Genomic DNA, 26,123 nt, shown 5'->3' on the forward strand with positions numbered 1-26,123 from the left:
GAAAGGGCCCTTCGTCAAACGAACTACTTCCAGTCCACCTGCGGGGAGCGGTAGAAGTCGATCCCCTGAGCCACCCAGCGCGGCGACTGCTTCGCCAGCCGCACGCGGTAGGTGTCCCAGTCGCGTCCGGACTGCTGCGACCAGCCGATCTCAGCCAGGCCCGGCAGGCGTGGGAACGCCATGTACTCGATGTTGTCGTTCGTGCGGATGGTCTCCGTCCACAGTGGAGCCTCGACACCGGAAACGGAGCTCTCGCCGACGCCCGGCACGAGCGTCGCGGGATCCCAGTCGTAGGAGTCCTTGACCTCCACGAGGCCGGCCCAGTCCTGGCCCAGCGGCGTGTCCTCCGTGTACTTCATGTCGAGGTACGCGTGGTTCGACGGCGCCATCAGCACCTTGCCGCCGCGCGCGGCGAACGCGGCGAGGTCGGGGTTCGCGCCGCCCTGGTCCCAGTACTCCGGCATGGCCGTGGCGGGCAGGTCCGACTTCGCGATCTCGTGCCAGCCCGTGATGAGCTTGCCGTACTTCGCGACGAGCGGGTTCACCTTGGCGTAGAAGGCTTTGTAGTCCGGGTCGGACGTCGAGTGCGCCTCGTCGCCGCCGATGCCGAGGTACTTGCCGGGCGTGATGGCCGCCAGCTCGCGGATCACGTCCTCGACGAACTTGTACGTCGTCGGCGAGTCGATGCACAGCGAGCTGTAGCCGACCTCGGTGTCGGTGCGCGGCGGGACCGCGACGCCGTCGCAGTTGAGCTCCGCGTACACCGACTGGGCCGCGTTCGTGTGACCGGGCATGTCGATCTCCGGCACGATCGTGATGTGCCGCGACGCCGCGTAGGCGACGATGTCCTTGTACTGCGCCTGCGTGTAGTAGCCGCCGGGGTCGCCGTCCGCGGCGCCCTTGCCGCCCTCGGTCGCCAGGCGCGGCCAGCTCTTGATCTCGATGCGCCAGCCCTGGTCGTCGGCCAGGTGCAGGTGCAGGGTGTTGATCTTGTACTGCGCCAGCTGGTCGATGTACGTCTTCACCTGCGCCGGGTTGAAGAAGTGCCGCGCGACGTCGAGCATCGCGCCGCGCGTGCCGAAGCGCGGGTAGTCGAGCACGGTGCCGCCCGCGATCGTCCACTTGCGGAACTGCACGCTCTTCGCCTCGATCGCCGACGGCAGCAGCTGCCGCAGCGACTGCACACCCTCGAACAGGCCGTCGGCGGTGTTGGCCTTCAGCGTCACGCCTGATTTCGCCACGGACAGCTGGTAACCCTCGGTGCCCACACGGCTGTCGGCGTGACCCAGGTCGAGCGAGATGGCGGGCAGGCCGGCGTTCACCGGCACGACCGGCAGCGGGTAGCCGGTGTCGGGGCGCAGCAGGCCGCGCAGGTAGTCGGCCACCTGGTTCGTGCCCTTGCCCGCGCGGATCACGGTCAGTGGGGACAGCGTGAAGTTCGCCTTCGGGTCGGCCTTGGCCTGCACGGGCAGCGGGACGATGTCGGTGACGCTGCGTTCGGGCGCGGCGGTCGCGGCCGTCGCCGACGCCGGCAGGCCGAGCGCCGCGAGGCTCAGCACGGTCGCCCCCAGCACGGCTCTGGACAAGCTCTTCCTCACGGACTACCTCCGGTCGGGGAGAAGACAGACCCTAAGAGGTATAGACCACTAGGCAGGTCGTGGACAACAGCCGAAAGGATCGCCCGGACCTCCCGCACCCGGTTGCCTGCCCCGTCACGCCCATCGCGAACGGTTCGGTTCGGCGGGCCACGCGACGTCGTCGATCGCCAGCCACGGCGCCACCGCGACGGCCGCGGGCGTCAGTCCCGAAAACGCCTTCACCTCGTGGTGCAGGTGCGACTGGTCGGCGAACCCGCTCTCCGCGGCAACCTCGGCAGGCGCCCGCCCCGACGCCAGCAAATGCGCGGCATGGTCGAACCGAACCAGGCGAGCAGCACGTTTCGGCGTGATGCCGAGCTGCGTCCGGAACCGCGCCCACAGCCGTTTGCGGCTCCACCCGACCTCGTCCGCCAGCGCCTCGACGCGGGCGAGCCCCCGAGCCGCCAACGTCTGCCGCCAGCTCTGGACCACCTCCGGATCGACGCGACGGGACCCCAGCCGCCGTCTCAGCAGCTCGGCCGCGAGTGCGAACCGGTCGTCCCACGACGTCGCCGCGCGCAGCCGATCCTCCCAGCGCGCGGCGTCGCGGCCCACGACGTCCTCGAGCGAGACCGCCCCGCTCGGCGTGTCCCCGAGCAGCGCCGCGGCCACGGCCGGTTCGAGCCGGATCTGCAAGCACTCGCCGATCCGGCCGGCGGCCCGCAGCTCGCCGGGACACAGCCCGACGACGACGCTGCCTCGCCCACGCCGTCCGAAAGCCTCGTAACCGAGGCCGTCGCTCAGGTCCACGAGCACCGTGACGGCCGGGTGCGCCACCATCGTGATGTCGACGGGCGCCGGCGCCGCCTGCCGGAACCCGGCCATGCGGATGCCCGGCAGCCGTCGCGGCGGGACCGCGATGTCCACGCCCGTCCAGTCGAAGGCCTGCACGTGACCACGCTAGACGGCGTGGGTCACAGGCGGGTTGCCGCGAAGGCCAGCAGCAGCTCGCCGGTCTTCGCGGGCTCCTCGACGAGCGGCACGTGCCCGACGCCCGGCAGGTACTCGACGCGCGCCACGGCGTCGTAGTCGTGCGCCGACGACGGGTCCCACCGCGGGTCCGCCGCGCCGAACACCACCAGCGCCGGCACGTCGAGCGCCGCCAGCCGCTCGGGCAGGCCGCGCTCGGCGAGGTACGCGCCGTTGTGGTGCAGCACCTGCCGGAACGCGCGATAGGTGGTCCCGCGAAGCTCGGTGACCATGTCGTCCGGGATGGCCACGGGACGGGCCATCGTCGCCCCGATTCCGCGTCGGATGACCGCGTCCGAACGCCTCCGCCACAGCAACGGGCCGAACGGCGGCGCCAGCAGTATCCGCAGGATCAGCGGCTGCGGCAGGAGTGCGTCGAGCCGCGGGCCGGTGCTGACCAACGCGAGTGAGCCCACCAGGTCAGGCCGCTGTTCGGCGAGCGAGGTGGCGACGTAGCCGCCGCTCGAATGCCCGGCCACGACGACGTGGGCGAGGCCCAGCTCGTCGAGCACCGCCGCCACCCGGCTCGCCTGCCGCGGCACGGCGAACGACGGTGGCGGCGTCGACCGCCCGCAGCCGGGCAGGTCGACGCGGATGACGTGGTGGCGCTCGGCCAACGCCGGCACCACCTCGCTCCAGGAGCCGCTCGTTGCTCCCGAGCCGTGGATGAGCAGCAGCGGCGGCGCGTCGGCCGGGCCGTCGTGGACCACGTGGAGGTAGTCGTTCATACCGGCGACGATGCGCCCGCGCACCGCCGCCCGTCTTGGAGAAATGTCAGCGCTGCAGCACGGCCCGCAGGGCGTCGAGCACCGCCGGGTCCTCGATCGTCGAGGGCACCGGCTCCTCGCGTCCGTTGGCGATCCCGCGCATGGTCTTGCGCAGGATCTTCCCCGAACGCGTCTTCGGCAGCGCCTCGACCACGGCCACGTCACGGAACGCCGCCACCGGCCCGACATCGCGGCGCACCACGGCCACGAGCTCGTCGTGCAGCTGCCCTTCGTCGACGTCCACGCCCGCCTTCAGCACCACGAACCCGCGCGGCACCTGGCCCTTGAGCTCGTCGGCGACCCCGATCACCGCGCACTCCGCCACGGCCGGGTGAGACGCGAGCGCGGCCTCCATCGATCCCGTCGACAGGCGGTGGCCGGCCACGTTGATCACGTCGTCGGTGCGGCCCATCACGAACAGGTAGCCGTCTTCGTCGAGGTAACCGGAGTCGCCGGTGAGGTAGTAGCCGGGGAAGCGCGCCAGGTAGGCCTCGCGGTAGCGCTCGTCGTCACCCCACAGCGTGGGCAGCGAGCCGGGCGGCAGCGGCAGCTTGATCACGATCGCACCCTCGCGGCCCGCGGGCAGCTCGTCGCCGCCCTGGTCGAGCACGCGCACGTCCCAGCCTGGCACGGGTTTCGTCGCCGACCCGGGCTTCACGGGCATCGGCTCGAGGCCGCGCGGGTTGGCGGCGATCGGCCAGCCCGTTTCCGTCTGCCACCAGTGGTCGATCACCGGCGTGCCGAGGATGTCGCTCGCCCAGTGGTAGGTCTCGGGGTCGAGGCGCTCGCCGGCCATGAAGAGCGTGCGGAACTTGGCCAGGTTGTACTTCTTGAGCTCCGCCGCGCCCGGGTCGACCTTCTTCACCGCGCGCAACGCCGTCGGCGCGGTGAACAGCGCCTCTACGCCATGCTCGGCGATCACGCGCCAGAACGCGCCGGCGTCAGGAGTGCCGACGGGCTTGCCCTCGTACAGGACGGTTGTCGCCCCGATCAGCAGCGGCGCGTAGACGATGTAGGAGTGCCCGACGACCCACCCGACGTCGGACGCCGTCCACCACGTGTCGCCCGCGTGGACGTCGTAGACCGCGCCCATCGACCAGGCCAGCGCGACGGCGTGGCCACCCGCGTCGCGCACCACACCCTTCGGCTTCCCGGTGGTGCCGGACGTGTAGAGGATGTAGAGCGGGTCCGTGGCCTTCACCGGCACGGGATCGGCCGGCCGCGCGGTCTCGACGAGGTCCACCCAGTCCAGGTCCGTTCCCGACAGCTCCGCGGGCGCCTGCTCGCGCTGGAACACCACGACGTGGTCCGGCTGGTGCTCGGTCAGCTCCAGCGCCGCGTCGATGATCGGCTTGTACTCGACCACCCGCGTCGGCTCGATCCCGCACGACGCGGCGAGCACGAGCTTGGGCTTCGCGTCCTCGATGCGCGCCGCGAGCTCCTTCGGCGCGAATCCGCCGAACACCACCGAGTGCACCGCCCCGATCCGCGCGCACGCCAGCATCGCGACGACCGCCTCGGGGATCATCGGCAGGTACAGGATCACGCGGTCGCCCCGCGTCACACCGAGCGCCTTGAGCGCGCCCGCGAACACCGCCACCTCGTCGCGCAGCTCGGCGTAGGTGTAGCGCCGCTTCTGCCCTGTGACCGGCGAGTCCCAGATCAACGCGGGCTGCGCGCCGCGGCCACCGTCGGCGTGGCGGTCGAGCGCGTTGTACGCAGTGTTCAGCTCGCCGTCGGGGAACCAGCGGTAGAAGGGTTCCCGTGAGGCGCCCAGGGCCTTCGTCGGTGGCTTCGTCCAGTCGATCGCCCTCGCCGCGTCCAGCCAGAATCCCTCGGGATCGTCCAGGCTGCGCCGGTAGGTCTCGGAATAAGCGCCCACGGTGTCTCCCTCGACAGCGTCACTCGATCCGGTCGGCCGGACCCGTCACTCATGATGGCCCTGGCGAGGGTGTCGCGCAGGTTTCACGACGGTCACGACCCATAGACCCGGCAACCCCGCGAAGGCGGCGTGCGTCCTAAGCTGGACTACGGAGTTCGGCCGCGTGGTGGCACCACGTGACCACCGAGAGTGAGGGGAACCAGGCGGTGAGCGGATTCGCGAGCGCGCTGCTCTCGTTCGCCCACACCCTGTTCGGCCCGGGGTTCTGCCCGGGTGACTGGGTCTGGGCGACGACCACAGCCGGTGCGCTCGTCGCGCTGTTCCCCGCGCTGGGGGCGCTGGTGGTGGCCATCGTCCGCAAGGGCACGGGCAACCGCTACGACGCGACGACGCTGACCGTGTTCGGGTTGATCGGCGTGGTCACTGTGCTGGTGCTGCCGTGGCTGCTGTCCAACGGCATCTCCGAGTCGTTCCGCTCGGTCGCCGCGGGCGGGAGCGGCGGCCTGTCGCACGCCGAAGCCGCGTCGCTGAGCACCGACTACTGTTTCGCCGGCGTGCAGAAGACGTACCTGGGTGGGGGCAGCAACGTCTACGAGGCGCTGTTCTACAACCAGGGCCTGAAGCTGTCGTTCGGGATCTACCTGCTCGCGTTCACGGTGCTGCCCGCGGGCTCGCTGCTGTTCGTGATGCTGCAGGCGCGCACGGCGTTCCGGCGCGGGCCGAAGTGGCCGTCGCGGTTCTTCTGGATCCCGTTCGTGGTGATGGCGGTGGCGAGCGTCGGGATGACGGCCAACGTGGCCGTGCACTTCTGGCTCGGGTTCCTGCCGTTCAGCGTGCTGGGCCTGATCCCCGTCGGCCTGGTCGGGCCGCCGCCTTGGTCGGTGATCAACCGGCCGGAGCCGCGCCGGGATCCGGACCGTGCGCCGTTGTCGTCGCCGGAGCGTCAGCCGGTGTCCCAGGTCGCGCCTCGTCCGCAGCTGCCGCCCCCTCCGCCGCCCGTCAACAAGCCTTATCCGGCCACGGCGCTCGCTTCGGCGCCTGAGCCGGGGTTGCTGGCCGCCGCACCCGGCCCGGTTCCGCTGCCTCCCGGCTCGCGCGGTGCCGGCGGTAGTCGTTACCGCCGTGTCCGCCGCCTGGGCCACGGTGGATTCGGCACGGTCTGGGAGGCCGTCGACACACAGCTCAACCGCACTGTCGCGCTGAAGATCGCGCACGCGCCGGACCGCGACACCGAGGAGCGCATGCAGCGCGAGGCCCGGGCGCTGGCCGTGGTGAACCACCCGAACTGCGTGAAGGTGTACGACCTCGTCGAGGAACCCGACGGCCTCGCGCTGGTGATGGAGTACCTGGAGGGCCGCCCGCTCGCCGAGGTCGTCGACGGCCAGGGCCCCCTCGACGACGTCGCCGCCGGCCGCCTCTGGTCCACGATGGCCGGCGCCCTCGTCGCGGCCCACGAGAAGGGCGTGCTGCACCGCGACATCAAGCCGTCCAACATCGTCCTCGACCCGGCCGGCCTGGCCCACCTCATCGACTTCGGCATCGCCCGCAGCCAGGGCGACTCCAAGATGACCGCCACCGGCATGATGATCGGCACGCCCGACTTCGTCGCCCCGGAACAGGCCATGGGCGCGCAAGCCAGCCCGGCCTCCGACGCGTGGCAGCTCGCGGCGACCATCAGTTACGCGCTGACCGGCCAGCCTCCGCGGGGCACGCGGGAGACGCCGATGGCGGCTTTGATGGCGGCTGCGCGGGCGGAGCCTGTGTCTCGGCTGCCGGTGCGGTCTGCGCACGCGCGGATCTTGGGTGCTTCGCTGGACCAGGAGCCCCGCCGTCGTCCGACGTTGAATGCCGTCCGCCGCGAGGTCGAGGGCTGGCTGTCTCGTGCCGGGAAGTCCCCGGACGGCCCGGTCACGCAGATCGTCCCGCGGCGGCTGCACCGCTGAAATTCGGTGGCGCCGTGCGGGATGATCGAGCCATGACGACTTTTCGAAAGGGCCATGGCGCGTAGACCGCCTGCCGGCGTTCGCGCTCGGCTGCCAGTGCGGCCGCGCCAGGGACGCCCGTTCTCAGTCATCTCCGGATTGCCGCGCTGGGTTCTCGCCGACATCCACCGCGTCGAGGCGACCCACCTGAGGCCTGGCCACGTCGCCACAGCGGTCCGTGACCTGCGCGAATACGCTCGCGTGGCCCACCGGACAGGGGCCTCCCTGACGCTCGAATGTCCCTGCTGCGAACCCGACACCCGCTGGACACTCGAGGAAGCTCTGCGCGCACTGCCACCGCGAAGCCGCAAGGCTCTGCGGGCCGTCATCGCGAAGTTCGACGAGGAGATCCGCCGCAAGACCCTGCCCGACCCGGCGGCCCCGCCGGAGTGGCCGTGGTGGGAGCGCCGCATCAGCTACTGACCAGGCTTCACCGCTGAGAACTCCAGCCGCTCCTTCGGCCGGTGCTTCACGTCCACCTCCCCGAATCCCGCCGCAGAAAGCCGCGAAGGCAGCGTCGAAGCGTCGACCACGTTCATCGTGTCGCCGAGGTGCAACAACCGGAAGCGGAAGCTCAGCTGACTGTCCGTCCCGCAGTACACGCCACCAGGACGCAACACCCGAAACGCCTCCGAAAAGATCGAATCCTGCAGGTCAGCGGTCGGCACGTGGTGCAGCATCGTGAAACACACGACGGCCGAAAAGCGCCCCGCGTCGAAGGGCATGTCCGCGCCGCTGCCGTCGACCACGGAAGCGCGCGACCCGAACTCGGCGCGCAGCAACCCAGCGGACGCCAGGTCGATCTCCAGCAAAGTCAGCCGAGGCACCGCGTCGAGCAGGACGCGCGTCGTTGCCCCGAAGCCGGGGCCGATTTCGAGAACGTCGTCGCCGAGGTCGTACTGCGCGAGCCACGGCGGGAGCACCTGGGCGATCATCGACGCCCACTGTCGGAGGAGCAGAGGCGGCGGTGGATGAGGTTCATGGGCATGCCTCAAACGGTAGAAACCGCCACGCGTGACCGATAGGCGATAGGCTGCCAAGTCATGTCGTGGGACGGTCACGCCGGGGCGATGCTTCTCGGCGAGCTGCGGTTGCCTGCGGGGGCGTGGTATCCGTGGCACGAGCACCCGGTGCACCAGCTCGTCTGGGCGGCCGAGGGTGTGGTCGCGGTCGGCATCGGCGAGGCGCACTGGGTGCTGCCGCCCACGCGGGCGCTGTGGGTGCCCGCCGGCGTGCCGCACCGGACGGGCGCCGTGGCCAACGCGGAGCTGCGCGGCGTCTACGCCGACCCACAGCGCTGCCCTGTCACGTGGGCGCAGCCGCGGATCGTCGCGGTGGGACCGCTGCTGCGTGAGCTGCTGGAGTACCTCACGGGCAACCCCGCGCCGGAGGCCCGCGAACGAGCCGAGGCTGTGGTGTTCGACGTGCTGGAGCCGGTGGACGTCGCGCCGATCGTGGTGCCGTCGCCGGAGGATCCGCGGGCGCGTGACGTCGAGACGATGGTGCTCGCCGACCCCGCCGACCGCCGTGGGCTGGCCGCGCTGGGCCGCGCCGTCGGGGCGAGCGAGCGGACGCTGGCGCGCGCGTTTGTGCGCGACTGCCGCATGACGTTCGGGACCTGGCGCACGCAGGCGCGGCTGCGTGCGTCGCTGCCGTTGCTAGCCGAAGGCCTGCCGATGACGACCGTCGCGCACCGGGTGGGGTACGCGACGGCGAGCGCGTTCGTCGCGGCGTTCCGGCGGGCCGTCGGGGTGCCGCCAGGCGCCTACTTCACCGCCACAACCGTTATCGCCAGGAGGGCAACCACATCTCCGCGTTCCATTGCGCGGTCGTGATCGGCACCCCATTCAGGATCGGCCACAGCCACACGAAGTTCGCCACCACGAGTCCCGTGTAGAGGGCCACGACGAGCAGACCGGTGCCCCGCCGCTCGAACCCGCGCCGGGCGCCGCCGAGGATCTGGCCCAGCACCAGCACGAGGCCGAGCACCAGGAACGGCGCCATCGGCGTGGCGTAGAAGAAGTACATCTGCCGGTCGATGTTCGTGAACCACGGCAGCAGGCCGGCGAAGTAGGCCGTGAGCACGGCGGCGTAGCGCCAGTCGGCGCGGAAGATCCAGCGCCACAGGCCCCAGCCGAGCATCGGCAGCGCGAGCCACCACATCGCGGGCGTGCCGATCAGCATCGTCGCGCCGACGCAGCGCGACTCGCCGCAGCCGGTGACGGCGCCGTCGTAGTAGTAGAGCATCGGGCGCAGGCCCATGGGCCACGTCCACGGCTTCGACTCCCACGGGTGCGGGTTGTCCTTGGGGGTCAGCAGCGTCTCGTGGAAGTGCAGGACGTTGAGCGTGTAGTCGCCGAGCGAGCGCAACGCGGGCGGCACCCAGGCGAACAGGCCGGGGTCGATGTCCTTGATCTCGGTGTAGTGCCGGTCGGTGGCCGTCTCGCTGGCGAACCACGCCCAGAACGCGGCCAAATACATCAGCAGCGGAATCGCGACGATCGCCCACAACGCCGGCGCGACGTCCCGCCGGATCGTCCCCACCCACGGCCGCTCGACGCCCGCCGCGCGCCGCGCCGCGACGTCGAAGAATACCGTGAGCAGGCCGAACGCCGCGATGTAGTACAGCGCCGACCACTTCACGCCGAACGTCAGCCCGATCATGAGGCCCGCGGCGAAGCGCCACCAGCGGAACCCGAGCTTCGGCCCCCACACCGACTCGTTGACCCAGCCTTCACGCACCGCGACAGCCAGCCGTTGCCGCACCTGGTCGCGGTCGCACAGCACACACGCGAACGCCGCCAGCACGAACAGCGCGATGAAGATGTCGAGCATCCCCATGCGCGACTGCAGGTGCAGCACGCCGTCGCTGATCACGAGGACGCCCGCGATGCCGCCGAGCAGCGTCGAGCGCGTGAGCCGCCGCGCGATGCGGATGGTGAGCAGGATGATCAGCGTGCCCGCGAGCGCCGGCATGATGCGCCAGCCCCAGCCGTTGTAGCCGAACAGCCACTCGCCGATCGCGATGAAGTCCTTCGCCAGCGGCGGGTGCACGATGAGCTCGTAGCCGGCGTTGTCCTCGTACCCGCCGTTGCGCAGCATCTGCGCCGCCTGGGGCACGTAGTGCTTCTCGTCGAACACCGGCGTGCCGTGATCGGTGGGAACCCCGAGGTTCTGCAGGCGCACGACGCCGCCGATCACCGTGAGGATCAGCGTGACGAGCCAGCCGCGCAGGCGGTCGGTCGGCATGCCGCGGCCCAGCAGGGTGGCCTCGCGGTCGGTCGGCGGTCGCAGCGAGTCGACCGGGTCCGGCCGCACGCTCTCGTCGTCGGGACGGGTCAGCAGCGCGGTCACGGGGCCTGATACTACGACCCCGGGTGTGATGGTCGTGTCGTTAGGCTGGCGGGCATGGGACGTCTCGTGCTCGCCGCCACCCCGCTGGGCGACCCGGGTGACGCTTCGCCGCGCCTGGTCTCCGCCCTGGCCTCGGCGGACGTCATCGCCGCCGAGGACACTCGCCGCCTGCGCTCACTGGCCACGGCCTTGGGCGTCACCCCTTCCGGGCGCGTGGTGTCCTTCTACGAGGACGTGGAGGTTGCCCGGCTGCCTCGCTTGCTGGAGGCCTTGCACTCCGGCGAGACGGTGCTGCTCGTGACGGACGCCGGCATGCCCTCGGTGTCGGACCCGGGCTTCCGCCTGGTTGCGGCTTGCGTCGATGCGGATATCCCGGTGACGTGTCTGCCGGGCCCGTCCGCGGTGACGACGGCGTTGGCTTTGTCCGGTTTGCCTTGTGACCGGTTCTGCTTCGAGGGCTTCGCGCCGCGGAAGCCGGGGGAGCGTTCTCGGTGGTTCGCTTCGTTGGCGTCGGAGCCGCGGACGGTGGTGTTCTTCGAGTCGCCGCACCGGGTGGGGTCATTGTTGGCGGACGCTGCCGCGGCTTTGGGTTCTTCTCGTCGGGCTGCGGTTTGTCGTGAGCTGACGAAGACGTACGAAGAGGTCAAACGGGGCACGCTGGGTGAGTTGGCTGAGTGGGCTGCTGATGGGGTCCGGGGTGAGATCACGGTGGTGCTTGAGGGGGCTGTGGCGCCCGAGGTGTCGGTATCGGACCTCGTGGGCGAGGTTTCTGCCCGAGTGGCGGCTGGGGAGCGACTGAAGGCAGTGGCGGCTGAGGTGGCGGAGGGGGCTGGGGTGTCTAAAAAGGACCTTTATGACGCTGTGGTCGCTTCTCGGAAGTGACGTCGGTTGAGCGGGCGATCGCTTCGTTCCCAGTTGCCCGCGGGCGGGTTATGGACTCGTTCTCGGCGTGTGGGGAGGTTCGGTGACCGACATCGATGCGCTCGCGCGCGTCTTGCGTGATCGGTATGGGAAGTCGGGCGTCGTCGGCCTGTCGAATACCGAGGTCGAAGAGGTCAGGTGCGATCAGAGCGTCGCCGCGCTTCCGCGGGAGTGGCGGAGGTTCCTGTCCCTCATGGGGCGTCGAGCCGGTGGATTATTGTTTGAGGACACCGATCTGTTCTATCCGCACATCCTCGGCATCAAGAGAGAAGCGCTCGACGAGTTCCCGTCGCTTCGCGGTCGGGTCGCGCGTGCCGATGACCTCGTTGTGGTCGGGACGCACTCGGAGCGCGAGTTCTACGTCATCGGAGGCCCGCACGCGGCCGGCTCGGAAGTTGTCCTGTACATCAAAGGTGAAGAGGCGCCGTCCTATGGGTGGCCGTCGTTCACGGCGTTGCTGCAGGACGAAGTCGACCGCGTGATTCGGGCCGAAGCCGATCTTGGTCGAAGTGTCGATGAAGACGGGAAGCCCGAAAGTCGACTGGCCAAAGGCTTCGCGCGTTGGCGGCAAAGGGGCCAATTGTGACTGGCGCCGGTCAGCTGAGTAGGGCGGACACCGCAGCCCGCGCCTTCTCCGCGTCGGGTTCCTCGCCGGTGATCACGTCGGTGTAGATGAAGGATTCGCCCAGACGGACGAGGACGTAGGCGAGGTCCGGTAGGGGCAACGGGGGAGACAGTCGGCGCGCTGAGGTTTCCGTTGTCAGGAGGTCGAGGAGTTGAGCGATGGTTCGAGACTGGACCACGCTCGCCTTGGTGGTCAAAAGCCGTAACGCTCGCTCCGGTTCCCGCTGCAAGAAGGTGCGGAAGGCCGGCGACGAGTTGACCGTCGAGACGAACGAACCGATCGCGTCCGCCACTCCAGCCCCGCCGCGGCCGGTGAAGGTGACGGTGTTGAACACCAAGGAAGTCTCGGCCCACAAGATCTCCGCCAGCAGGTGGTCGCGACTGCCGACCCAGCGGTGGAGGGTGGCGCGGGAGACACCCAAAGACACGGCCAGTTCGCGCATGTCGACGCGGCGGCCCGCGGCGAACCACGAGCGCGCCAGGGTGAACGCGGAAGCCGCGTCCGGGCGGGAGGGGAAGGGTGTGTCGATGGGGCAAGACGTTACCACGGAGTGTCGCACTGATGAGACATCTGGCAGAATGTCTCACCACCCGACGACGAAAGAAGAAGCCATGCGTGCTGTGCAGGTGACCGAGTTCGGCGGTCCCGAGGTCCTGACCCCGGTCGAGCTGCCGGAGCCGACGCCCCAAGCCGGGCAGGTGCTGATCGACGTGGACCGCGTCGGGGTGAACTACGCGGATACGCATCAGGCGGAGAACTCGTACCTGGCGCCGAGCAAGTTGCCGCTGGTGCCAGGGGGCGAGGTGGTCGGGCGGACGCAGGACGGGAAGCGGGTCGTCGCGCTGCTCAACGGTGGGGGTGGGTACGCGGAGAAGGCCGTTGCCGAGGAGGCGATGGCGTTCGAGGTGCCCGAGGGCGTCGACGATCTCAACGCGTTGTCCATGCTGGTCCAGGGCGCGACGGCGTGGATCCTGCTGCGTAAGAACGCCCACCTGCAGCCCGGCGAGTCCGTGGTCGTCCACGCGGCGGCCGGCGGGGTCGGGTCGATCGCGGTGCAGCTGGCAAAGGTGTGGGGCGCGGGGCGGGTCATCGCGACGGCCAGCAGCGAGGAGAAGCGAAACCTGGCGCTGGAGCTCGGCGCCGACGTCGCGGTCGACTCCCGAGCCGAGAACATGACCGAGACGCTCATGCAGGCCAACAACGGCAAGCGCGTCGACATCGTCCTCGACATGGTCGGCGGCACGACCACGGACCAGAGCATCGCGGCGCTGGCCCCGTTCGGCCGCCTCGCGTTCTACGGCATGGCCGGCCGCCAGCAGCCCAAGCCCGTGGAGCTGCGCAACCTGCTCGGCCACAGCACCACGGTCACCGGCATGTGGCTTCCGCACGTCTTCCGCCTGCCCGGCAACGTCTTCGGCACCGCCCTGACCGAGCTCTTCACCCTCATCCAGGACGGCAAGCTCCGCGCCATCGCCGGCGGCGAGTACGCCCTCGCCGACGCCCGCGCGGCCCACGAAGCCCTCCGCTCCCGCGGCACGGTCGGCAAGCTCCTGCTCGACCCCCGCAAGTAGCGAACGCCGGTACGAACGACCGGGCCGTCGCCCAATGGACAGAGCGAAGGGCGGCCGCTGAGCTAAACCACAGGTGGAGTGGCCAGGAGAACTTCCAGAGGCGCAGCCTTGTGGAGGCACTCCTGCCACTCCGCCGCGCTGTCCGAGTCGGCCGTGATGCCGCCGCCGACGCCCAAAGAAATCCGGGAGCCGGAGATCTCGAAGGTGCGGATGGCGACGTTCAGCTCCAGGCCCGCCACCGGGGACAACATCCCGACCGCGCCCGTGTAAACCCCACGCGCAACTGGTTCCAGCGAAGCGATCTCATCCAGCGCACGGATCTTCGGGGCGCCCGTCACCGAACCCGGCGGGAAAGTCGCGTCCAGCAAAGCCGGATCCGAGACGCCCTCGGCCAGCACACCCTCCACAGTGGACGCCAGGTGCCACACCCCCGGCGCCGGCTCCACCCTGAGCAACGAAGGCACCACTACGCTCCCGACCGCGCACACCCGGCCGAGGTCGTTGCGCACCAAGTCGGTGATCATCACGTTCTCGGCGACGTCCTTCACCGACTGTCGCAGCAGCTCCGCGTTCCCATCGTCAAAGGCGCCCCGGCGCGGCAACGTGCCCTTGATCGGCGTCGAACGCACCTGCCGGTCGTGCCGGGACAGGAACAGCTCCGGTGACAGTGAAACGACAGAACCCCAAGAGCCGGCGACAAAAGCAGCGCGCCGAGGGGACAGGCGAGAAACTCCCTCCGAGAACAACGCGGCGGGAGATCCCGAGAACGTCCCCGTGAACCGCGTGCAGACGTTCGCCTGAAACAGCTCCCCGGCCTCGATAGAGGCGACGCACGATTTCACGGCCTGCTCGTGCGTTGCGGCAGAAGGCCGCTCCAGTGGCGAAGCAGTCCACGACAAAGAGCCAGCGCCGGAAAGCGCAGACTCCACAGTGGACAACGACGTCCCGGGCTCATCGGCCAGCGACTCGAACCAGCACGCACCCGAAGAATCCCACCGCAGCACGTGATCCGCCCACCCCCACGCCGAAGCAGGCACCCCCGAAGACCGCCCCGACGGGTCAGCCGAGTCGTACGACAGGTAACCGAACCACCCGCCCCCGACACACCCCGGCGGCGCGGCAACCTCCAAAGAGCCGGCAGGAAACGCCCGAGCGGAAACCGAAACAAACGGAGCCACCACCGCCGACGACCCGAACCACGACCCGCACAACGCCGCCGGCTGCGGGCGCCCAGTGGAAGCGGCAAAAGCGGACAACAACGCGACGGCCCGTGAAGGTGTCACGTCCGTGGCCAACCGCTGCCGGAAGAAGCGCACTCGCACATCTTGCCAACGAACACCGACAAAAAGCCGAAACCGTGATCAGAGCAGCACGTCAGACATCGTGAACGGATAGACCACAGCGTCCTGCGCCACCGGTCCCGCCACGCCCGGCAGCGCCGAGAACGCGTGCTGGTGCAGCCCCAGCCGCGCGTGGAACCAGCCGGGCCGGCCGGGAATGCCGTTGTGCCGCACCAGCCACAGCACCACGTCGGGGTCGGCCCAGCGGTCGGGGTGCAGGCGGCGGGCCCAGCAGTCGTGGCCGGCGTACACGAGCACGCGCCGGATCCGGGCGGCGTGCCGCACGTGCTTGATCCACGACTTCACGAACCGGTCGTCGACGCTGACAGCGTCCACCTCAAGAGCAGGCGCGAGAGACCCCGGCGCGAACGCCCCCAGCTTGCTGGCCGTCCGCACGAAGTGGTCGGCCTGGTCGTGCACGGCGCCGGGCCGCGCGTAGTGCCGCGCGCCCGTGTGGATGCCCGCGTGCTGGGCCGAGGAGAGCATGCGCTCGGCGCCGGGGTCGCTCCAGTTCACGTTCTCGCTGATCGTCACCGACGCGAAGCGGACGTCGGCGGCACGCACCGACGCCCAGTCGAGCACTTGCTCTCGATGGGTGAGGGTGAGCCCACGCTCGCACTCCGGTTCGGTCACTCTGCGCCCCTGCCAGCCCCACTACGGGTGAGAGGCCACCTTACGTCCCCGGCCCGAAAGCGGCGCGGCCGAAGACCCGGCGTGTCCCGGCTTTGATCAGGCGTTTTCCCGCTGGAACGTGCGCGTGCCCCACCAGATCGCGAGCACGGCCATCACGAGCACCACCACGCTGCCGGTGAACAGCGCGTCCATGGAGTAGTCGCCGCGGAAGCTGTTGCGCTCCACGTCCACGACGTGCCGGAACGGGTTGATCTGCGAAATCGTGTAAAGCCACTTCGGCGCCAGCCCCGCCGTGATCGGGATGAGGATCCCCGACAGCAGGAGCAGCGGCATGAGCACCGCGTTGAGCAGCGCGGGGAACGACTCCTCACTCTTCAACGTGAGCGCCAGCGCGTACGAGCATGAAGCCAGCGTCAGCGCCAGCAGGAACACGATCAGCAGGCTCAGCAGCACCCCGCCCACCGGCGCGTCGAGGTCGAACACCAGGTACGCGAGCACGATGATCAGCACCGACTGCACCACCGCCTGCAACGCGTTGGCCAGCACCTTCCCGAGCAGCAGCGCCACGCGGCTCACCGGCGTCACGCGCAGCCGCTCGACCACGCCGGAGCGGTAGTCGGCCAGCAGCGAGAACCCGACGAACGAGCTGCCGAACAGCGCCAGCTGCGCGATGAGCGCGGGCGTGAGCACCATCCAGCCGTCGACGTCGGACATCCCCTGCGCGTTGAGCGTCTTCACGAGCAATGGCCCGAAGAAGAACAGGTACAGCAGCGGCTGCATGATCCCGATCAGCAGCCACGCGGGATTGCGCAGCGCCGCGGTCATGTCGCGGCGGAAGATCAGCCACGTGTCAAGCAACACCGGACACCTCCGGGGAACTCGGCTGCTCGGCGTCGCGCAGGGTGCGGCCGGTCAGAGTGAGGAATACGTCGTCGAGTGTCGGGCGCGTGACCTGCATGGACTCCATCACGATGCCCTTCGCGTCGAGCGCGCGCAGCAGCTCCGGCATGGCCGTGTCGCCGCGCGGCACGCGGAAGCGGATCAGCCCGTCCGCCACGTCGAACTCGTGCGCGCCCGCCAGCTGCCGGGCGACGTCGGCGGCCTCCGTCGTCACGGCAGGGTCGACGCCGATGACCACGCCGTCGCCGGAAACCCGGGACTTCAGCGAATCGGGCGTGCCCTCTGCGACGATCCGGCCGTCGTCGATCACGATCAGCCGGTCGGCCAAAGCGTCGGCCTCGTCGAGGTAGTGCGTGGTCAGGAAGATCGTCACGCCGTGCTCCGCGCGCAGCCGGCGGATGTGGTCCCACAGGTTCGCGCGGCTCTGCGGGTCGAGCCCGGTCGAGGGCTCGTCGAGGAACACGAGGCCAGGGTTGTGCACGAGCCCGAGCACGATGTCGAGCCGGCGGCGCTGACCCCCGGACAGCGTCTTCGTGAGCCGCTGGTCCAGCCCCGCGAGGTCGAGCTGCTCGCTCAGCACCGCGCCGCGCGCGATCGCGTCGGCCTTCGACATGCCGTAGAGCCGGCCCTGCAGCTCGATCTCCTCGGCGACGCGCACCTCCGGCGACGCGCCCCCGCCCTGCGCGACGTAGCCGATGTTGCGCCGGACCCCCAGTGGATCGGCGAGCAGGTCGTGCCCGCCGACGGTCGCCGTCCCGGCCGACGGTTTCAGCAGCGTGGTGAGCATGCGCAGGGTCGTCGTCTTGCCCGCCCCGTTCGGGCCGAGGAACCCCACCAGCTCGCCGGCCTCCACGTCGAGGTCGACCCCCTTGACGGCGTGGACTTCACCCCCGCCCCGGCCCTTGCGGCGAAACCGCCGCTCGAGGCCGCGTGCCGTGATCATGAAGAACCCCTCTCCTCCCAGAGATCAACTAGTCAAAGTTGACTAATCGACGAGCACACAGTGCCGGAGTCGCGAACGCTAGTCAAATTTGATTACTCCGACGGCTTGCGGAACAACGGTTCGTCGTCGTCGGCCATCACGTACTCGCCCTTCTCCAGACGCTCAATCAGGTTCTCCAGCCACGTGTGGCTCGCCCCCGAGATGCCAGCCCACAGCCGGAACAGCTCCACGACGTGCGCCGGCTGGCCCCAGTCGGCCTGATCGTCGAGCATCAGTCGCGCCCGTCGTTCCTCACCTTCGAGGTGCACGAGCCGCTGCCGCAGCAGGCTGATCGCGTGCTGGCGGGGCAGCGCGGGCATGAGCCCGATGCCCGCCGACATCTCCGGATGACCCACCTCGGGATCGGACAACGCCCGGGTCAGCAGCAGCTGGAACTCCTGCTCGCCGTCGTCGGTGAGCCGGTAGGCGACGCGGTCGGGCCCCGAGTCGCCCGGCTCGACGTCCACCTTCTCCAGCAGGTTCTCGGCCGTCATCTTCTTCAGCGCGTGGTAGATCGAACCCGGCTGGACGTTCGCCCACTTCTCCGCCGACCACGTGAGCAGCTCCCGGCGCACCTGGTAGCCGTGCGCCCGGCCGAACATGCGCACGACCCCGAGCACGAGCAGACGCGTCGCCGACACCGCTTCTCCCTTCGCGTACCGCCCACAAACGCCTTGGACGGTTTCCGTAGGCTAAACAGGTATGAGCACCTCTGTGTTGACAGCGGTGGCCTGGCCCTACGCCAACGGCCCCCGCCACATCGGCCACGTATCCGGATTCGGCGTCCCGTCCGACGTCTTCTCCCGCTACCAGCGAATGGCCGGCAACCGGGTGCTCATGGTGTCCGGGACCGACGAACACGGCACTCCGATCACCGTCCAGGCCGACAACGAGGGCCTCACCCCGCAGCAGACCGCCGACAAGTACACCCGTCAGATCGACGAGGACCTGCGCGGTCTCGGTCTGTCCTACGACCTGTTCACGCGCACGTCCACCGGCAACCACGCCGAGGTCACGCAGCAGATCTTCCTCGCGCTCAACCGCAACGGGTACGTGGTCCCCAAGACCACTCGCGGCGCGATCAGCCCGTCGACCGGGCGCACGCTGCCCGACCGCTACGTCGAGGGCACCTGCCCGATCTGCGGCTACGAGTTCGCGCGCGGCGACCAGTGCGACAACTGCGGCAACCAGCTCGACGCCGCCGAGCTCATCAACCCGCACTCGCGCATCAACGGCGAGACGCCGAAGTTCGTCGAGACCGAGCACTACTTCCTCGACCTGCCCGCGTTCACCAAGACGCTCGGCGACTGGCTGTCGACGAAGAACGACTGGCGCCCGAACGTCCTCAACTTCACCAAGAACCTCATCGACGACATGCGGCCGCGCCCGATCACGCGCGACCTCGACTGGGGCGTGAAGATCCCGCTCGACGGCTGGCGCGACCAGTCGATGAAGCGCTTCTACGTGTGGTTCGACGCCGTGATCGGCTACTTCTCCGCCAGCGTCGAGTGGGCGCGGCGCACCGGCAACCCCGATGCGTGGCAGGAGTGGTGGAACAACGCCGACGCGCGGTCCTACTACTTCATGGGCAAGGACAACATCACCTTCCACGCCCAGATCTGGCCGGCGCTGCTGCTCGGCCACAACGGCGAGGGCGACCACGGCGGCCAGGCGGGCAAGTACGGCAAGCTGCACCTGCCGGACGAGATCGTGTCCAGCGAGTTCCTCACCATGAGCGGCTCGAAGTTCTCCACCTCGCGCGGCACGGTCATCTACGTGCACGACTTCCTGCGCGAGTTCGGCCCCGACGCGCTGCGCTACTTCATCTCCGTGGCGGGCCCGGAGACGCAGGACACCGACTTCACGTGGGACGAGTTCGTCCGCCGCACCAACTTCGAGCTGGCCAACGAGTGGGGCAACCTCGTGAACCGCTCGATTTCGATGGCGCACAAGAACGTCGGCGCCATCCCGCGTCCGGACGCCCCCACGGCGGCCGACGAGGAGCTGAAGGCGCTGTCGCGCAAGGCGTTCGACGTCGCCGGCGCCCACCTGGGCCGCTCGCGCTTCAAGGCGGCGGCGTCGGAGGCGATGCGCGTGGTCACGGCCGCGAACCGGTACCTGTCGGACCAGGAGCCGTGGAAGCTCAAGGACGATCCCGCGCGCCGCGACAGCGTGCTGCACACGGCGTTGCAGGTGGTCAGCGACGCGAACACGCTGCTCACGCCGTTCCTGCCCCACTCGGCGCAGAAGGTCCACGAGGCGCTCGGCGGCACGGGCGTGTGGGCCGCGCAGCCGGAGCTGCAGGAGGTCGAGGACCTCGACATCCCGGGCCGGATCAACCCGATCCTCACCGGTGACTACGCGGGCGAGCAGGCCAAGTGGGAGTCGCGGCCGATCGAGGTCGGTCGTCCCCTGCAGAAGCCGACGCCGCTGTTCACCAAGCTCGACCCGAAGCTCGGTGAAGACGGCCCCGACTGGGCTCCGATCGTCAAGTAAGCAGTGTTTTTGGCCCCGCCTCCGGCAGGGCGTGCGAGATCGCCTCAAGCGATCTCGCGGCATGGTTGGCAAAAGGTCGGCCGGCTAGGTCCGTCAAGGGCGCCTCGAGGACTCCCTCGGGGCGCCCTTCGCCGTCCGGGCTAAGTTCAGGGCATGGGTGAAGACAAGCGCGAACTGCCGCCGATCCCGGACCGCCTCCCGGCCGCCGTGGTCGACGCCCACACCCACCTCGACGCCTGCGGAGCGGTGACCGCCGCCGACGTGACGGCCATGGTCGACCGCGCCGAACGCGCCGGCGTGGCGCGCGTCGTCACGGTCGCCGACGACCTCGCCTCGGCGCGCTGGGCCGTCGACGCGTCCACGTGGGACGAGCGCGTGTTCGCCGCCGTGGCGATCCATCCCACGCGTACCAAGGAGTTCTCGGACGCCGACAAGTCCGAAGTGGAGCGTCTGGCGTCGGCCGAGCGCGTGGTCGCCGTCGGCGAGACCGGCCTCGACTACTACTGGGACTACTCGCCGCACGACGCCCAGCAGGACGCGTTCCGCTGGCACATCGACCTCGCCAAGCGCCTCGGCAAGACGCTGATGATCCACGACCGCGACGCCCACGAGGACGTGCTGCGCATCCTGGACGAAGAGGGCGCACCGGACACCGTCGTCTTCCACTGCTTCTCCGGCGACGAGCACATCGCGCGCCGCTGCCTCGACAAGGGCTACGTGCTCTCGTTCGCCGGCACCGTCACCTTCAAGAACGCCCGCGGGCTCCACGAGGCCGCCCGGCTCGCGCCGACGGGGCAGTACCTCGCCGAGACCGACGCGCCGTTCCTGACCCCCCACCCGTTCCGTGGGCGCCCGAACGAGCCCTACTGCACCGCATATACCATCCGGCACCTCGCGACGCTGAGGGGCGAAGCGGTCCACGAAGTGGCCCAAGCGGTCCGGACCACTGCCGAACGCGTCTACCAATTGCCCAGTGTCACAACGGGTTGAACGGATTGCGACGTTCGGGGAACGCACTAGCCCACACTGACGAGTGACACAGGTCACGACACTCCGGGGGGTGTTTGCGCAACCCGGCGACCTCCGTTACTGTCCCGTGATCGTGCCGGTCGGAACCGTAGACGCGGATCTGGCTGATACGCCCACAGTCACGTCAGTGCACGTCGGGGAAGCGGCACCGAGGTTGGTACGACTCGGGACCGTGACGATGGCGCTGACTGGGGGTGTCGGACTTGAGAGGCGCGCCGAATGGCGCGTCGCGACGAAGGAACAGGTCGTGGTGACACGTCCTGTCCTGGGAAAGGGAACGACCCAGTGACTGGTAGCAGGCAGGGTGCCTCGCGCCATAGCACCGAGAACCGTGGTGCTGCGCAGACCCTATTCTCTTCCGCCGGTTCGGTGGCCGTGCTCGAGCGAGAGCTCGACGACACCGCCTATGGAGAGCTTGAATTCTCCGACGAGCTGTATGTGACGCAACAGGATGTGCTCGCGGCCCTCGGGCCCGACGCCGACGCGATGATGGCCGAGATCGACGTCGACGTCGACGAGCTGATCCGCCTGATCAACGCCGAGACCACGATGCTCCCGCCGCTCGCCCTCCCGGACGAGCTCGCCGAGGACCGCACCGCTTCTCCGGAGGCCAAGAAGGCCGCCGTCGAGGACGGCCTGCGTGAGGCCACCCGCGTCTGGAAGCGCCGTTTCCTCAAGGGTGCCGTGCTGTCGGTCCTGATCGCCGTCGGCGGCGGCGGTGCCGCGGCGCTGGCGATGAACAAGAGCGTGACCGTCGACGTCGACGGCCACGAGGTCACCGTCCACAGCTACGGCGACACCGTCGGCGAGGTCCTGGAAGACGCCGGGCTTTCCGTCGGCGCCCACGACTCGCTTTCGCCCTCGCCGCAGGCCGAGGTCGGCGACGGCGGCGTCATCAAGCTCGAGCGCGGCCGCCAGCTGAACCTCGTCGTCGACGGTGTGTCCCGCCCGTCCTGGGTGCGCGCGACCACGCTCGGCGAGGCCATGACCCAGCTCGGCATGGCCGACATGATGGGCAAGGGCGCTTGGACCTCGATGCCGGGCACCGGCGAGCTGCCGCTCGAGGGCTCGACCGTGCAGGTCAAGACGCTCAAGCACGTCACGCTCTTCGACGGCACCAACGCGCCGCGCCAGGTCGCCACCAATGCGGTGACCACCAAGGAGTTCCTCTCCGACTTCAAGATGAGCCTCGGCCCGGACGACGCGGTCGAGGGTGGTCTGGACGTCTCCCTCAAGGACGGCGCCGAAGTCCACGTCAGCCGCATGGGCGTCTCGATGGTCAACCAGCAGGAGACTATCGACCCCGACGTGCAGAAGGTCGACGACCCGACGCTCGAGCAGGGCAAGACCACCGTTCAGGACCCGGGCACCGCGGGCCAGAAGATGGTGACCTACAAGGTCACCAAGAAGAACGGCGAAGAGATCTCCCGCGAGCAGGTCTCGGTCAAGGTCCTCCTCGAGGCCAAGCCGAAGATCCTCAAGGTGGGCACGAAGAAGCCCGCCGACCCGGTGATCGGCGACGGTTCCGCGTGGGACCGCATCGCGCAGTGCGAGTCCACCGGCAACTGGGCCATCAACAGCGGCAACGGCTACTACGGCGGCCTCCAGTTCGACAAGCAGACCTGGGACGCCTACGGCGGCGACCAGTACGCGGCCTACCCGAACCAGGCTTCGCGTGCCCAGCAGATCGCGATCGCGGAGAAGGTCCGCGACGCTCGCGGCGGCAGTTACAGCGCCTGGCCGGTCTGCGGCAAGCGGGCCTGAGTTCCGCGGTTCCCGAGGCTCGGTAGGCTTCGCCGGTGGTTGAACTGCTGGGGCCTGCCGAGATCCGCGGGCTGGCGGACGAGCTCGACGTCCGGCCGACGAAGAAGCTCGGCCAGAACTTTGTGCACGATCCCAACACGGTTCGCCGCATCGTCGAGCTGGCCGGAGTTCAGCCGGGCGACGTCGTCCTCGAGGTCGGCCCAGGGTTGGGGTCGCTGACGCTGGGCCTGCTCGACGCCGGGGCGCGCGTGGTGGCCGTCGAGATCGATCCGAAGCTGGCGGCGCGGCTTCCGCGCACTGCCGCCGAACGCGCTTCTTCCGTCGCGGATCAGCTGAGCGTGGTCGGCGCCGACGCGTTGCGGATCAGCGCGGCTGATCTGCCGGCCGAACCTGTGTCGCTGGTCGCGAACCTCCCGTACAACGTCGCGGTCCCCGTCGTGCTGCACCTGCTGGCCGAGCTGCCCTCGCTGCAGCGCGGGATGGTGATGGTCCAGACGGAGGTCGCCGACCGCATGGCCGCCGGTCCCGGCAGCCGCATCTACGGCGTGCCCAGTGTGAAGCTCGCTTGGTACGGGCCGGCGCGCAAGGTCGGTGCCGTGCCGCGGTCGGTGTTCTGGCCGGTGCCGAACGTCGACTCGTCCCTCGTGGCTTTCGAACGCGGCACTCCGATGGAGGGCGTCGAGCGGCAACGCCTGTTCGCGGTCGTGGACGCCGCGTTCTCCCAACGCCGCAAGACGCTGCGCGCGGCCCTCGCCGGCTGGGCCGGTTCGGCCGATCGCGCCGGCGAGCTCCTCGTGGCGGCAGGAATCGACCCGAAGACGCGCGGTGAGCAGCTCGACGTGCACGACTTCGTCCGGCTCGCGGCTCAAGCCTGAAAGATCCGGCGCAGGTGGTAGTCCAGCGTTGCGAGGACTTCGGGCGGGGTGAAGCGGCCGTGCAGGACGTCGAGGCCCAGGCCGGTGAAGCCCGCGACCAGCAGGTTGGCCTCGTGCCGCGGGTGGACGCCAGGCGGGAGCGCCACGCGGCGCAACAGGCTGGTGAGCAGGTCTTCGATCGGCGTCTCGGCGTGCAGGAACACCTTCGCCAGGGCCGGGTCGCTGTGGGTGCGGCTGAAGTAGGCGCGGTGGACGCGTAGCGACAGTTCGCGCTCGGCGTCCAGCGGGAGCAGCTCCGTGAGCAGCGTCCGGACCACGCCGCGCACGCTCTGGTCGAGCTGTGCCGCGATGCGGGCCTGCGTGCGCTGCTCGCCGCGTTCATGGAGGTAACGCAGGGACAGCACGAGCAGGTTGTGCTTCGTTTCGAAGTAGTACTGCACCAGCCGCAGTGACACGCCGGCCTCGGCGGCCACCTCGCGCATGCTCACGGAGTCGAGCCCGCGTTCGGCCGCGATGCGCCACACCGCCGTGGCGATCTCGCGCCGGCGCTGCTCGTGGTCGACTCGGTGCGCCACGGTCCTCCTCCGCTGTAGTGGTACAACTGTATCCGATACGCACGTATCACAAACGGGCGTGACGGACGTCCGGATCCGGCTCGTGGACGGGAGTGGACGTCCGGCCGGGAAGACGAAGTGTCTCGCCGTGGCGAACTACCTCGCCGAACCGTCATTTACCCACGCGCGAGCTGCCCCGCGATTCCCGTCCCGGAATCGCGGCTCCACCAGGGATCGGCAGAGTCCACAGTGGAATAGGTGCCGGATTCGCCGCGCGGAAGAAATTCGGTGCCGGAGCTTTCGGGGTCCACGATGTGGCTGCGGGTGTCCCGGTATCCGGGCACCACCACTCGTGTGATCTGCACCAACGCGCTTGCGTTCACCCAATGGGATCGGCTTTACTCAGAAACGTCCATCCCGAGCGACTGAGAGACCTGGCTCGCCGAAGTCGCAGCAACCACCCTCCATGGGGCAGGTGCTACAGCCAGGACCGATGGAGGCTGTTTCCGATGCAGAGGGTAGCCCGCCCGCTCCTGTTGACCCGGCGGCGCGTCGTCGATGAAGGTCGCCGCACGGTATGTGCGTGTCGACGCTCCACAGTCATCGCCTGATCCTTTCTTCCGCAATTCTGCGCACCGTCCGAAAAGGACGGTAATTCGGTGACGCCCGGCGCGCCCGGAAACGGTGCTGCGCCTCATGCCTGGAGCTCTCTTCGTGATCACTGTCGAAAACGTGTCCAAGTCCTTTCCCCTCAACGGAAATCCGGTCGCCGCGCTGCGTGATGTGAGCGTCGACGTGCAGGCCGGTTCCCTCTTCGGCGTGGTGGGCCCCGCCGGCTCCGGCAAGTCCACGCTCGCCCGCTGCATCGCCCTGCAGGAGCGCCCGGACCGCGGTGTCGTGCGGCTCGACGGCCTCAACACCGGCGCGCTCGACGGCCGCCGGCTGCGTGAGGTCCGCCGTCAGCTGGGTGTCGTCGGCACCAAGCCGGAGCTGCTCGCCGAGCGCACCGTCGCCGGCAACATCGCCACCCCGCTGGAGCAGCTCGGCATCGACGGGCCGCAGCGCAAGACCCGCGTCGGCAACCTGCTCGACCTCGTGGGCCTCACTGCCCGTGCCGCGCAGAAGCCGGCCGACCTCACGCCCGGCCAGCTCCGCCGCGTCGCCGTGGCCAGGGCGCTCGCCGCCGGCCCGGCCGTGCTGCTCGCCGACGACCCCACCGCCGGCATCGCCCCCGAGGAGGCCGGCGCCGTGCTGGCCGTGCTCGACCGGGCGCGCGCCGAGCTGGGCACCACCGTGCTGCTGACCACCCCGGACGCCGGTGTCGTCCGCCGCGTCTGCGACGACGTCGCGGTGCTCGAAGACGGTGCGGTCGTCGAACGCGGTCACGTGCTCGACCTCATCGCCTCGCCGGGCAGCTGGACGGCGCAGGCGGTGCTGCCGGTGATCGAGACCGCCCGCGCGCAGGCCGCGAAGTACGACCGGTCTGCCGATGTCGTGCTGATCGGCTTCGCGTCCGTCGGCGCCCTGCTGCCCGAGGCGGCCGGCCGCTTCGACGTGGAGGTCGCCACCATCGGCGGCGGACTCACGCGCATCGGTGACACCCCGATCGCGCGCTTCCGCATCGGTGTCCGCGGCGAGCGGGCGGACGCGGCGCTGGCGTGGATCGCCGACCGCGGCGCCCACGTGACGCAGACGGCGCGCGTCCCGCACAGCGTCGCCGCCTGACCCGCCCGCCTGACCAGAGCGCCCCAATGAGGTTTTCTCAGTAGGGCTGGTGGGGTGCGTGTTGTCTTGAGGTGAGGCGTGGGGCCCCTGGTAGGACTGGATTTGCGAAGATCAAAT

Annotated in this window: 23 protein-coding genes, 1 pseudogene and 1 riboswitch; of the genes and pseudogenes, 11 read left to right on the forward strand and 13 right to left on the reverse strand. The window is 69.7% G+C overall.

The window, feature by feature from the left end; all coding sequences use genetic code 11:
- Window positions 1-23 precede the first annotated feature (23 nt).
- From ABZU76_RS29150 to ABZU76_RS29165, 4 genes are all read right to left on the reverse strand, one after another.
- Window positions 24-1,598, reverse strand: a complete 1,575-nt coding sequence (locus ABZU76_RS29150) for a beta-N-acetylhexosaminidase (protein ID WP_354875051.1) — start codon at window positions 1,596-1,598, stop codon at window positions 24-26.
- A gap of 114 nt (window positions 1,599-1,712) precedes the next feature.
- Window positions 1,713-2,528: a helix-turn-helix domain-containing protein gene (locus ABZU76_RS29155; RefSeq protein ID WP_354875053.1), complete on the reverse strand. Its 816-nt coding sequence runs from the start codon at window positions 2,526-2,528 to the stop codon at window positions 1,713-1,715.
- A 23-nt stretch (window positions 2,529-2,551) separates the two neighbouring features.
- A complete protein-coding gene (locus ABZU76_RS29160) occupies window positions 2,552-3,334 on the reverse strand; it encodes an alpha/beta fold hydrolase (RefSeq protein WP_354875055.1) in 783 nt (260 codons plus the stop codon).
- 46 nt (window positions 3,335-3,380) lie between these two features.
- Window positions 3,381-5,255, reverse strand: coding sequence for a propionyl-CoA synthetase (locus tag ABZU76_RS29165; protein WP_354875057.1), 1,875 nt, complete (start codon window positions 5,253-5,255; stop codon window positions 3,381-3,383).
- A 206-nt stretch (window positions 5,256-5,461) separates the two neighbouring features.
- Between ABZU76_RS29165 and ABZU76_RS29170 the strand changes: the two genes are divergently transcribed.
- Both ABZU76_RS29170 and ABZU76_RS29175 read left to right on the forward strand, forming a co-directional pair.
- On the forward strand, window positions 5,462-7,198 hold the full coding sequence (locus ABZU76_RS29170) for a serine/threonine-protein kinase (RefSeq protein ID WP_354875090.1): 1,737 nt from the start codon (window positions 5,462-5,464) through the stop codon (window positions 7,196-7,198).
- A 138-nt stretch (window positions 7,199-7,336) separates the two neighbouring features.
- The gene (locus ABZU76_RS29175) at window positions 7,337-7,660 is read left to right on the forward strand and encodes a hypothetical protein (RefSeq protein WP_354875059.1); all 324 of its coding nucleotides are present in this window, start codon (window positions 7,337-7,339) and stop codon (window positions 7,658-7,660) included.
- On the opposite strand, the pseudogene ABZU76_RS29180 reads toward ABZU76_RS29175, so the two are convergent.
- A pseudogene (locus ABZU76_RS29180) lies at window positions 7,654-8,225 on the reverse strand (class I SAM-dependent methyltransferase). The gene ABZU76_RS29175 and the pseudogene ABZU76_RS29180 sit on opposite strands and share 7 nt — an antisense overlap.
- A gap of 55 nt (window positions 8,226-8,280) precedes the next feature.
- On the opposite strand from ABZU76_RS29180, the gene ABZU76_RS29185 reads away from it, so the two are divergent.
- Window positions 8,281-9,072, forward strand: coding sequence for a helix-turn-helix transcriptional regulator (locus ABZU76_RS29185; RefSeq protein WP_354875061.1), 792 nt, complete (start codon window positions 8,281-8,283; stop codon window positions 9,070-9,072).
- Here ABZU76_RS29185 and ABZU76_RS29190 read toward each other — a convergent pair.
- Window positions 9,023-10,591, reverse strand: coding sequence for a phospholipid carrier-dependent glycosyltransferase (locus ABZU76_RS29190; RefSeq protein WP_354875063.1), 1,569 nt, complete (start codon window positions 10,589-10,591; stop codon window positions 9,023-9,025). The two genes, ABZU76_RS29185 and ABZU76_RS29190, sit on opposite strands and share 50 nt — an antisense overlap.
- Before the next feature lie 54 nt (window positions 10,592-10,645).
- Here ABZU76_RS29190 and rsmI point away from each other — a divergent pair, with 54 nt between their 5' ends.
- Together rsmI and ABZU76_RS29200 are read left to right on the forward strand one after the other, a co-directional pair.
- Window positions 10,646-11,473, forward strand: coding sequence for a 16S rRNA (cytidine(1402)-2'-O)-methyltransferase (gene rsmI / locus ABZU76_RS29195; protein ID WP_354875065.1), 828 nt, complete (start codon window positions 10,646-10,648; stop codon window positions 11,471-11,473).
- A gap of 82 nt (window positions 11,474-11,555) precedes the next feature.
- Window positions 11,556-12,098 (forward strand): hypothetical protein, encoded by a 543-nt coding sequence (locus tag ABZU76_RS29200; RefSeq protein ID WP_354875067.1) that lies wholly within the window; start codon window positions 11,556-11,558, stop codon window positions 12,096-12,098.
- A gap of 10 nt (window positions 12,099-12,108) precedes the next feature.
- Here ABZU76_RS29200 and ABZU76_RS29205 read toward each other — a convergent pair whose 3' ends face one another.
- Window positions 12,109-12,579: a QsdR family transcriptional regulator gene (locus ABZU76_RS29205; RefSeq protein ID WP_354875069.1), complete on the reverse strand. Its 471-nt coding sequence runs from the start codon at window positions 12,577-12,579 to the stop codon at window positions 12,109-12,111.
- Window positions 12,580-12,748: 169 nt separating this feature from the next.
- Here ABZU76_RS29205 and ABZU76_RS29210 point away from each other — a divergent pair, with 169 nt between their 5' ends.
- Window positions 12,749-13,708, forward strand: a complete 960-nt coding sequence (locus ABZU76_RS29210) for an NADPH:quinone oxidoreductase family protein (protein ID WP_354875071.1) — start codon at window positions 12,749-12,751, stop codon at window positions 13,706-13,708.
- A 62-nt stretch (window positions 13,709-13,770) separates the two neighbouring features.
- Here the strand turns inward: ABZU76_RS29210 and ABZU76_RS29215 are convergent, their stop codons facing one another.
- From ABZU76_RS29215 to ABZU76_RS29235, 5 genes are all read right to left on the reverse strand, one after another.
- The gene (locus ABZU76_RS29215; protein WP_354875073.1) at window positions 13,771-15,024 is read right to left on the reverse strand and encodes an aminodeoxychorismate synthase component I; all 1,254 of its coding nucleotides are present in this window, start codon (window positions 15,022-15,024) and stop codon (window positions 13,771-13,773) included.
- A 45-nt stretch (window positions 15,025-15,069) separates the two neighbouring features.
- Window positions 15,070-15,681, reverse strand: coding sequence for a GH25 family lysozyme (locus tag ABZU76_RS29220; RefSeq protein ID WP_354875075.1), 612 nt, complete (start codon window positions 15,679-15,681; stop codon window positions 15,070-15,072).
- A gap of 96 nt (window positions 15,682-15,777) precedes the next feature.
- Window positions 15,778-16,542 carry an ABC transporter permease gene (locus tag ABZU76_RS29225; RefSeq protein WP_354875076.1) on the reverse strand — a complete coding sequence of 255 codons (765 nt, stop codon included), beginning with the start codon at window positions 16,540-16,542 and terminating at the stop codon, window positions 15,778-15,780.
- Window positions 16,532-17,524, reverse strand: coding sequence for an ATP-binding cassette domain-containing protein (locus ABZU76_RS29230; RefSeq protein ID WP_220244328.1), 993 nt, complete (start codon window positions 17,522-17,524; stop codon window positions 16,532-16,534). Before ABZU76_RS29230 ends, ABZU76_RS29225 begins: the two co-directional genes overlap by 11 nt.
- Before the next feature lie 92 nt (window positions 17,525-17,616).
- The gene (locus ABZU76_RS29235) at window positions 17,617-18,204 is read right to left on the reverse strand and encodes a helix-turn-helix transcriptional regulator (protein WP_354875077.1); all 588 of its coding nucleotides are present in this window, start codon (window positions 18,202-18,204) and stop codon (window positions 17,617-17,619) included.
- A 61-nt stretch (window positions 18,205-18,265) separates the two neighbouring features.
- Between ABZU76_RS29235 and metG the strand changes: the two genes are divergently transcribed.
- The 4 genes from metG to rsmA all read left to right on the forward strand — a co-directional run bounded on the left by metG (window position 18,266) and on the right by rsmA (window position 23,727).
- Window positions 18,266-20,059, forward strand: coding sequence for a methionine--tRNA ligase (gene metG, locus ABZU76_RS29240; RefSeq protein WP_354875078.1), 1,794 nt, complete (start codon window positions 18,266-18,268; stop codon window positions 20,057-20,059).
- 153 nt (window positions 20,060-20,212) lie between these two features.
- Window positions 20,213-21,049 carry a TatD family hydrolase gene (locus ABZU76_RS29245; RefSeq protein WP_354875079.1) on the forward strand — a complete coding sequence of 279 codons (837 nt, stop codon included), beginning with the start codon at window positions 20,213-20,215 and terminating at the stop codon, window positions 21,047-21,049.
- A gap of 414 nt (window positions 21,050-21,463) precedes the next feature.
- Entirely contained in the window at window positions 21,464-22,852 is a 1,389-nt protein-coding gene (locus ABZU76_RS29250; RefSeq protein WP_354875091.1) for a transglycosylase family protein, read from the forward strand.
- A 35-nt stretch (window positions 22,853-22,887) separates the two neighbouring features.
- Entirely contained in the window at window positions 22,888-23,727 is an 840-nt protein-coding gene (gene rsmA / locus ABZU76_RS29255) for a 16S rRNA (adenine(1518)-N(6)/adenine(1519)-N(6))-dimethyltransferase RsmA (RefSeq protein WP_220244324.1), read from the forward strand.
- Here rsmA and ABZU76_RS29260 read toward each other — a convergent pair.
- Window positions 23,718-24,302, reverse strand: a complete 585-nt coding sequence (locus ABZU76_RS29260) for a TetR/AcrR family transcriptional regulator (RefSeq protein ID WP_354875080.1) — start codon at window positions 24,300-24,302, stop codon at window positions 23,718-23,720. The genes rsmA and ABZU76_RS29260 overlap by 10 nt on opposite strands.
- Window positions 24,303-24,690: 388 nt before the next feature.
- A riboswitch (SAM riboswitch) is annotated at window positions 24,691-24,781 on the forward strand.
- Between the two features lie 214 nt (window positions 24,782-24,995).
- Here ABZU76_RS29260 and ABZU76_RS29265 point away from each other — a divergent pair.
- Window positions 24,996-26,006: an ATP-binding cassette domain-containing protein gene (locus ABZU76_RS29265; RefSeq protein ID WP_354875081.1), complete on the forward strand. Its 1,011-nt coding sequence runs from the start codon at window positions 24,996-24,998 to the stop codon at window positions 26,004-26,006.
- Window positions 26,007-26,123 lie beyond the last annotated feature (117 nt).

It is taken from the genome of Amycolatopsis sp. NPDC005232, from assembly GCF_040607795.1.
In the GTDB taxonomy this organism is placed as follows: Bacteria; Actinomycetota; Actinomycetes; order Mycobacteriales; family Pseudonocardiaceae; genus Amycolatopsis.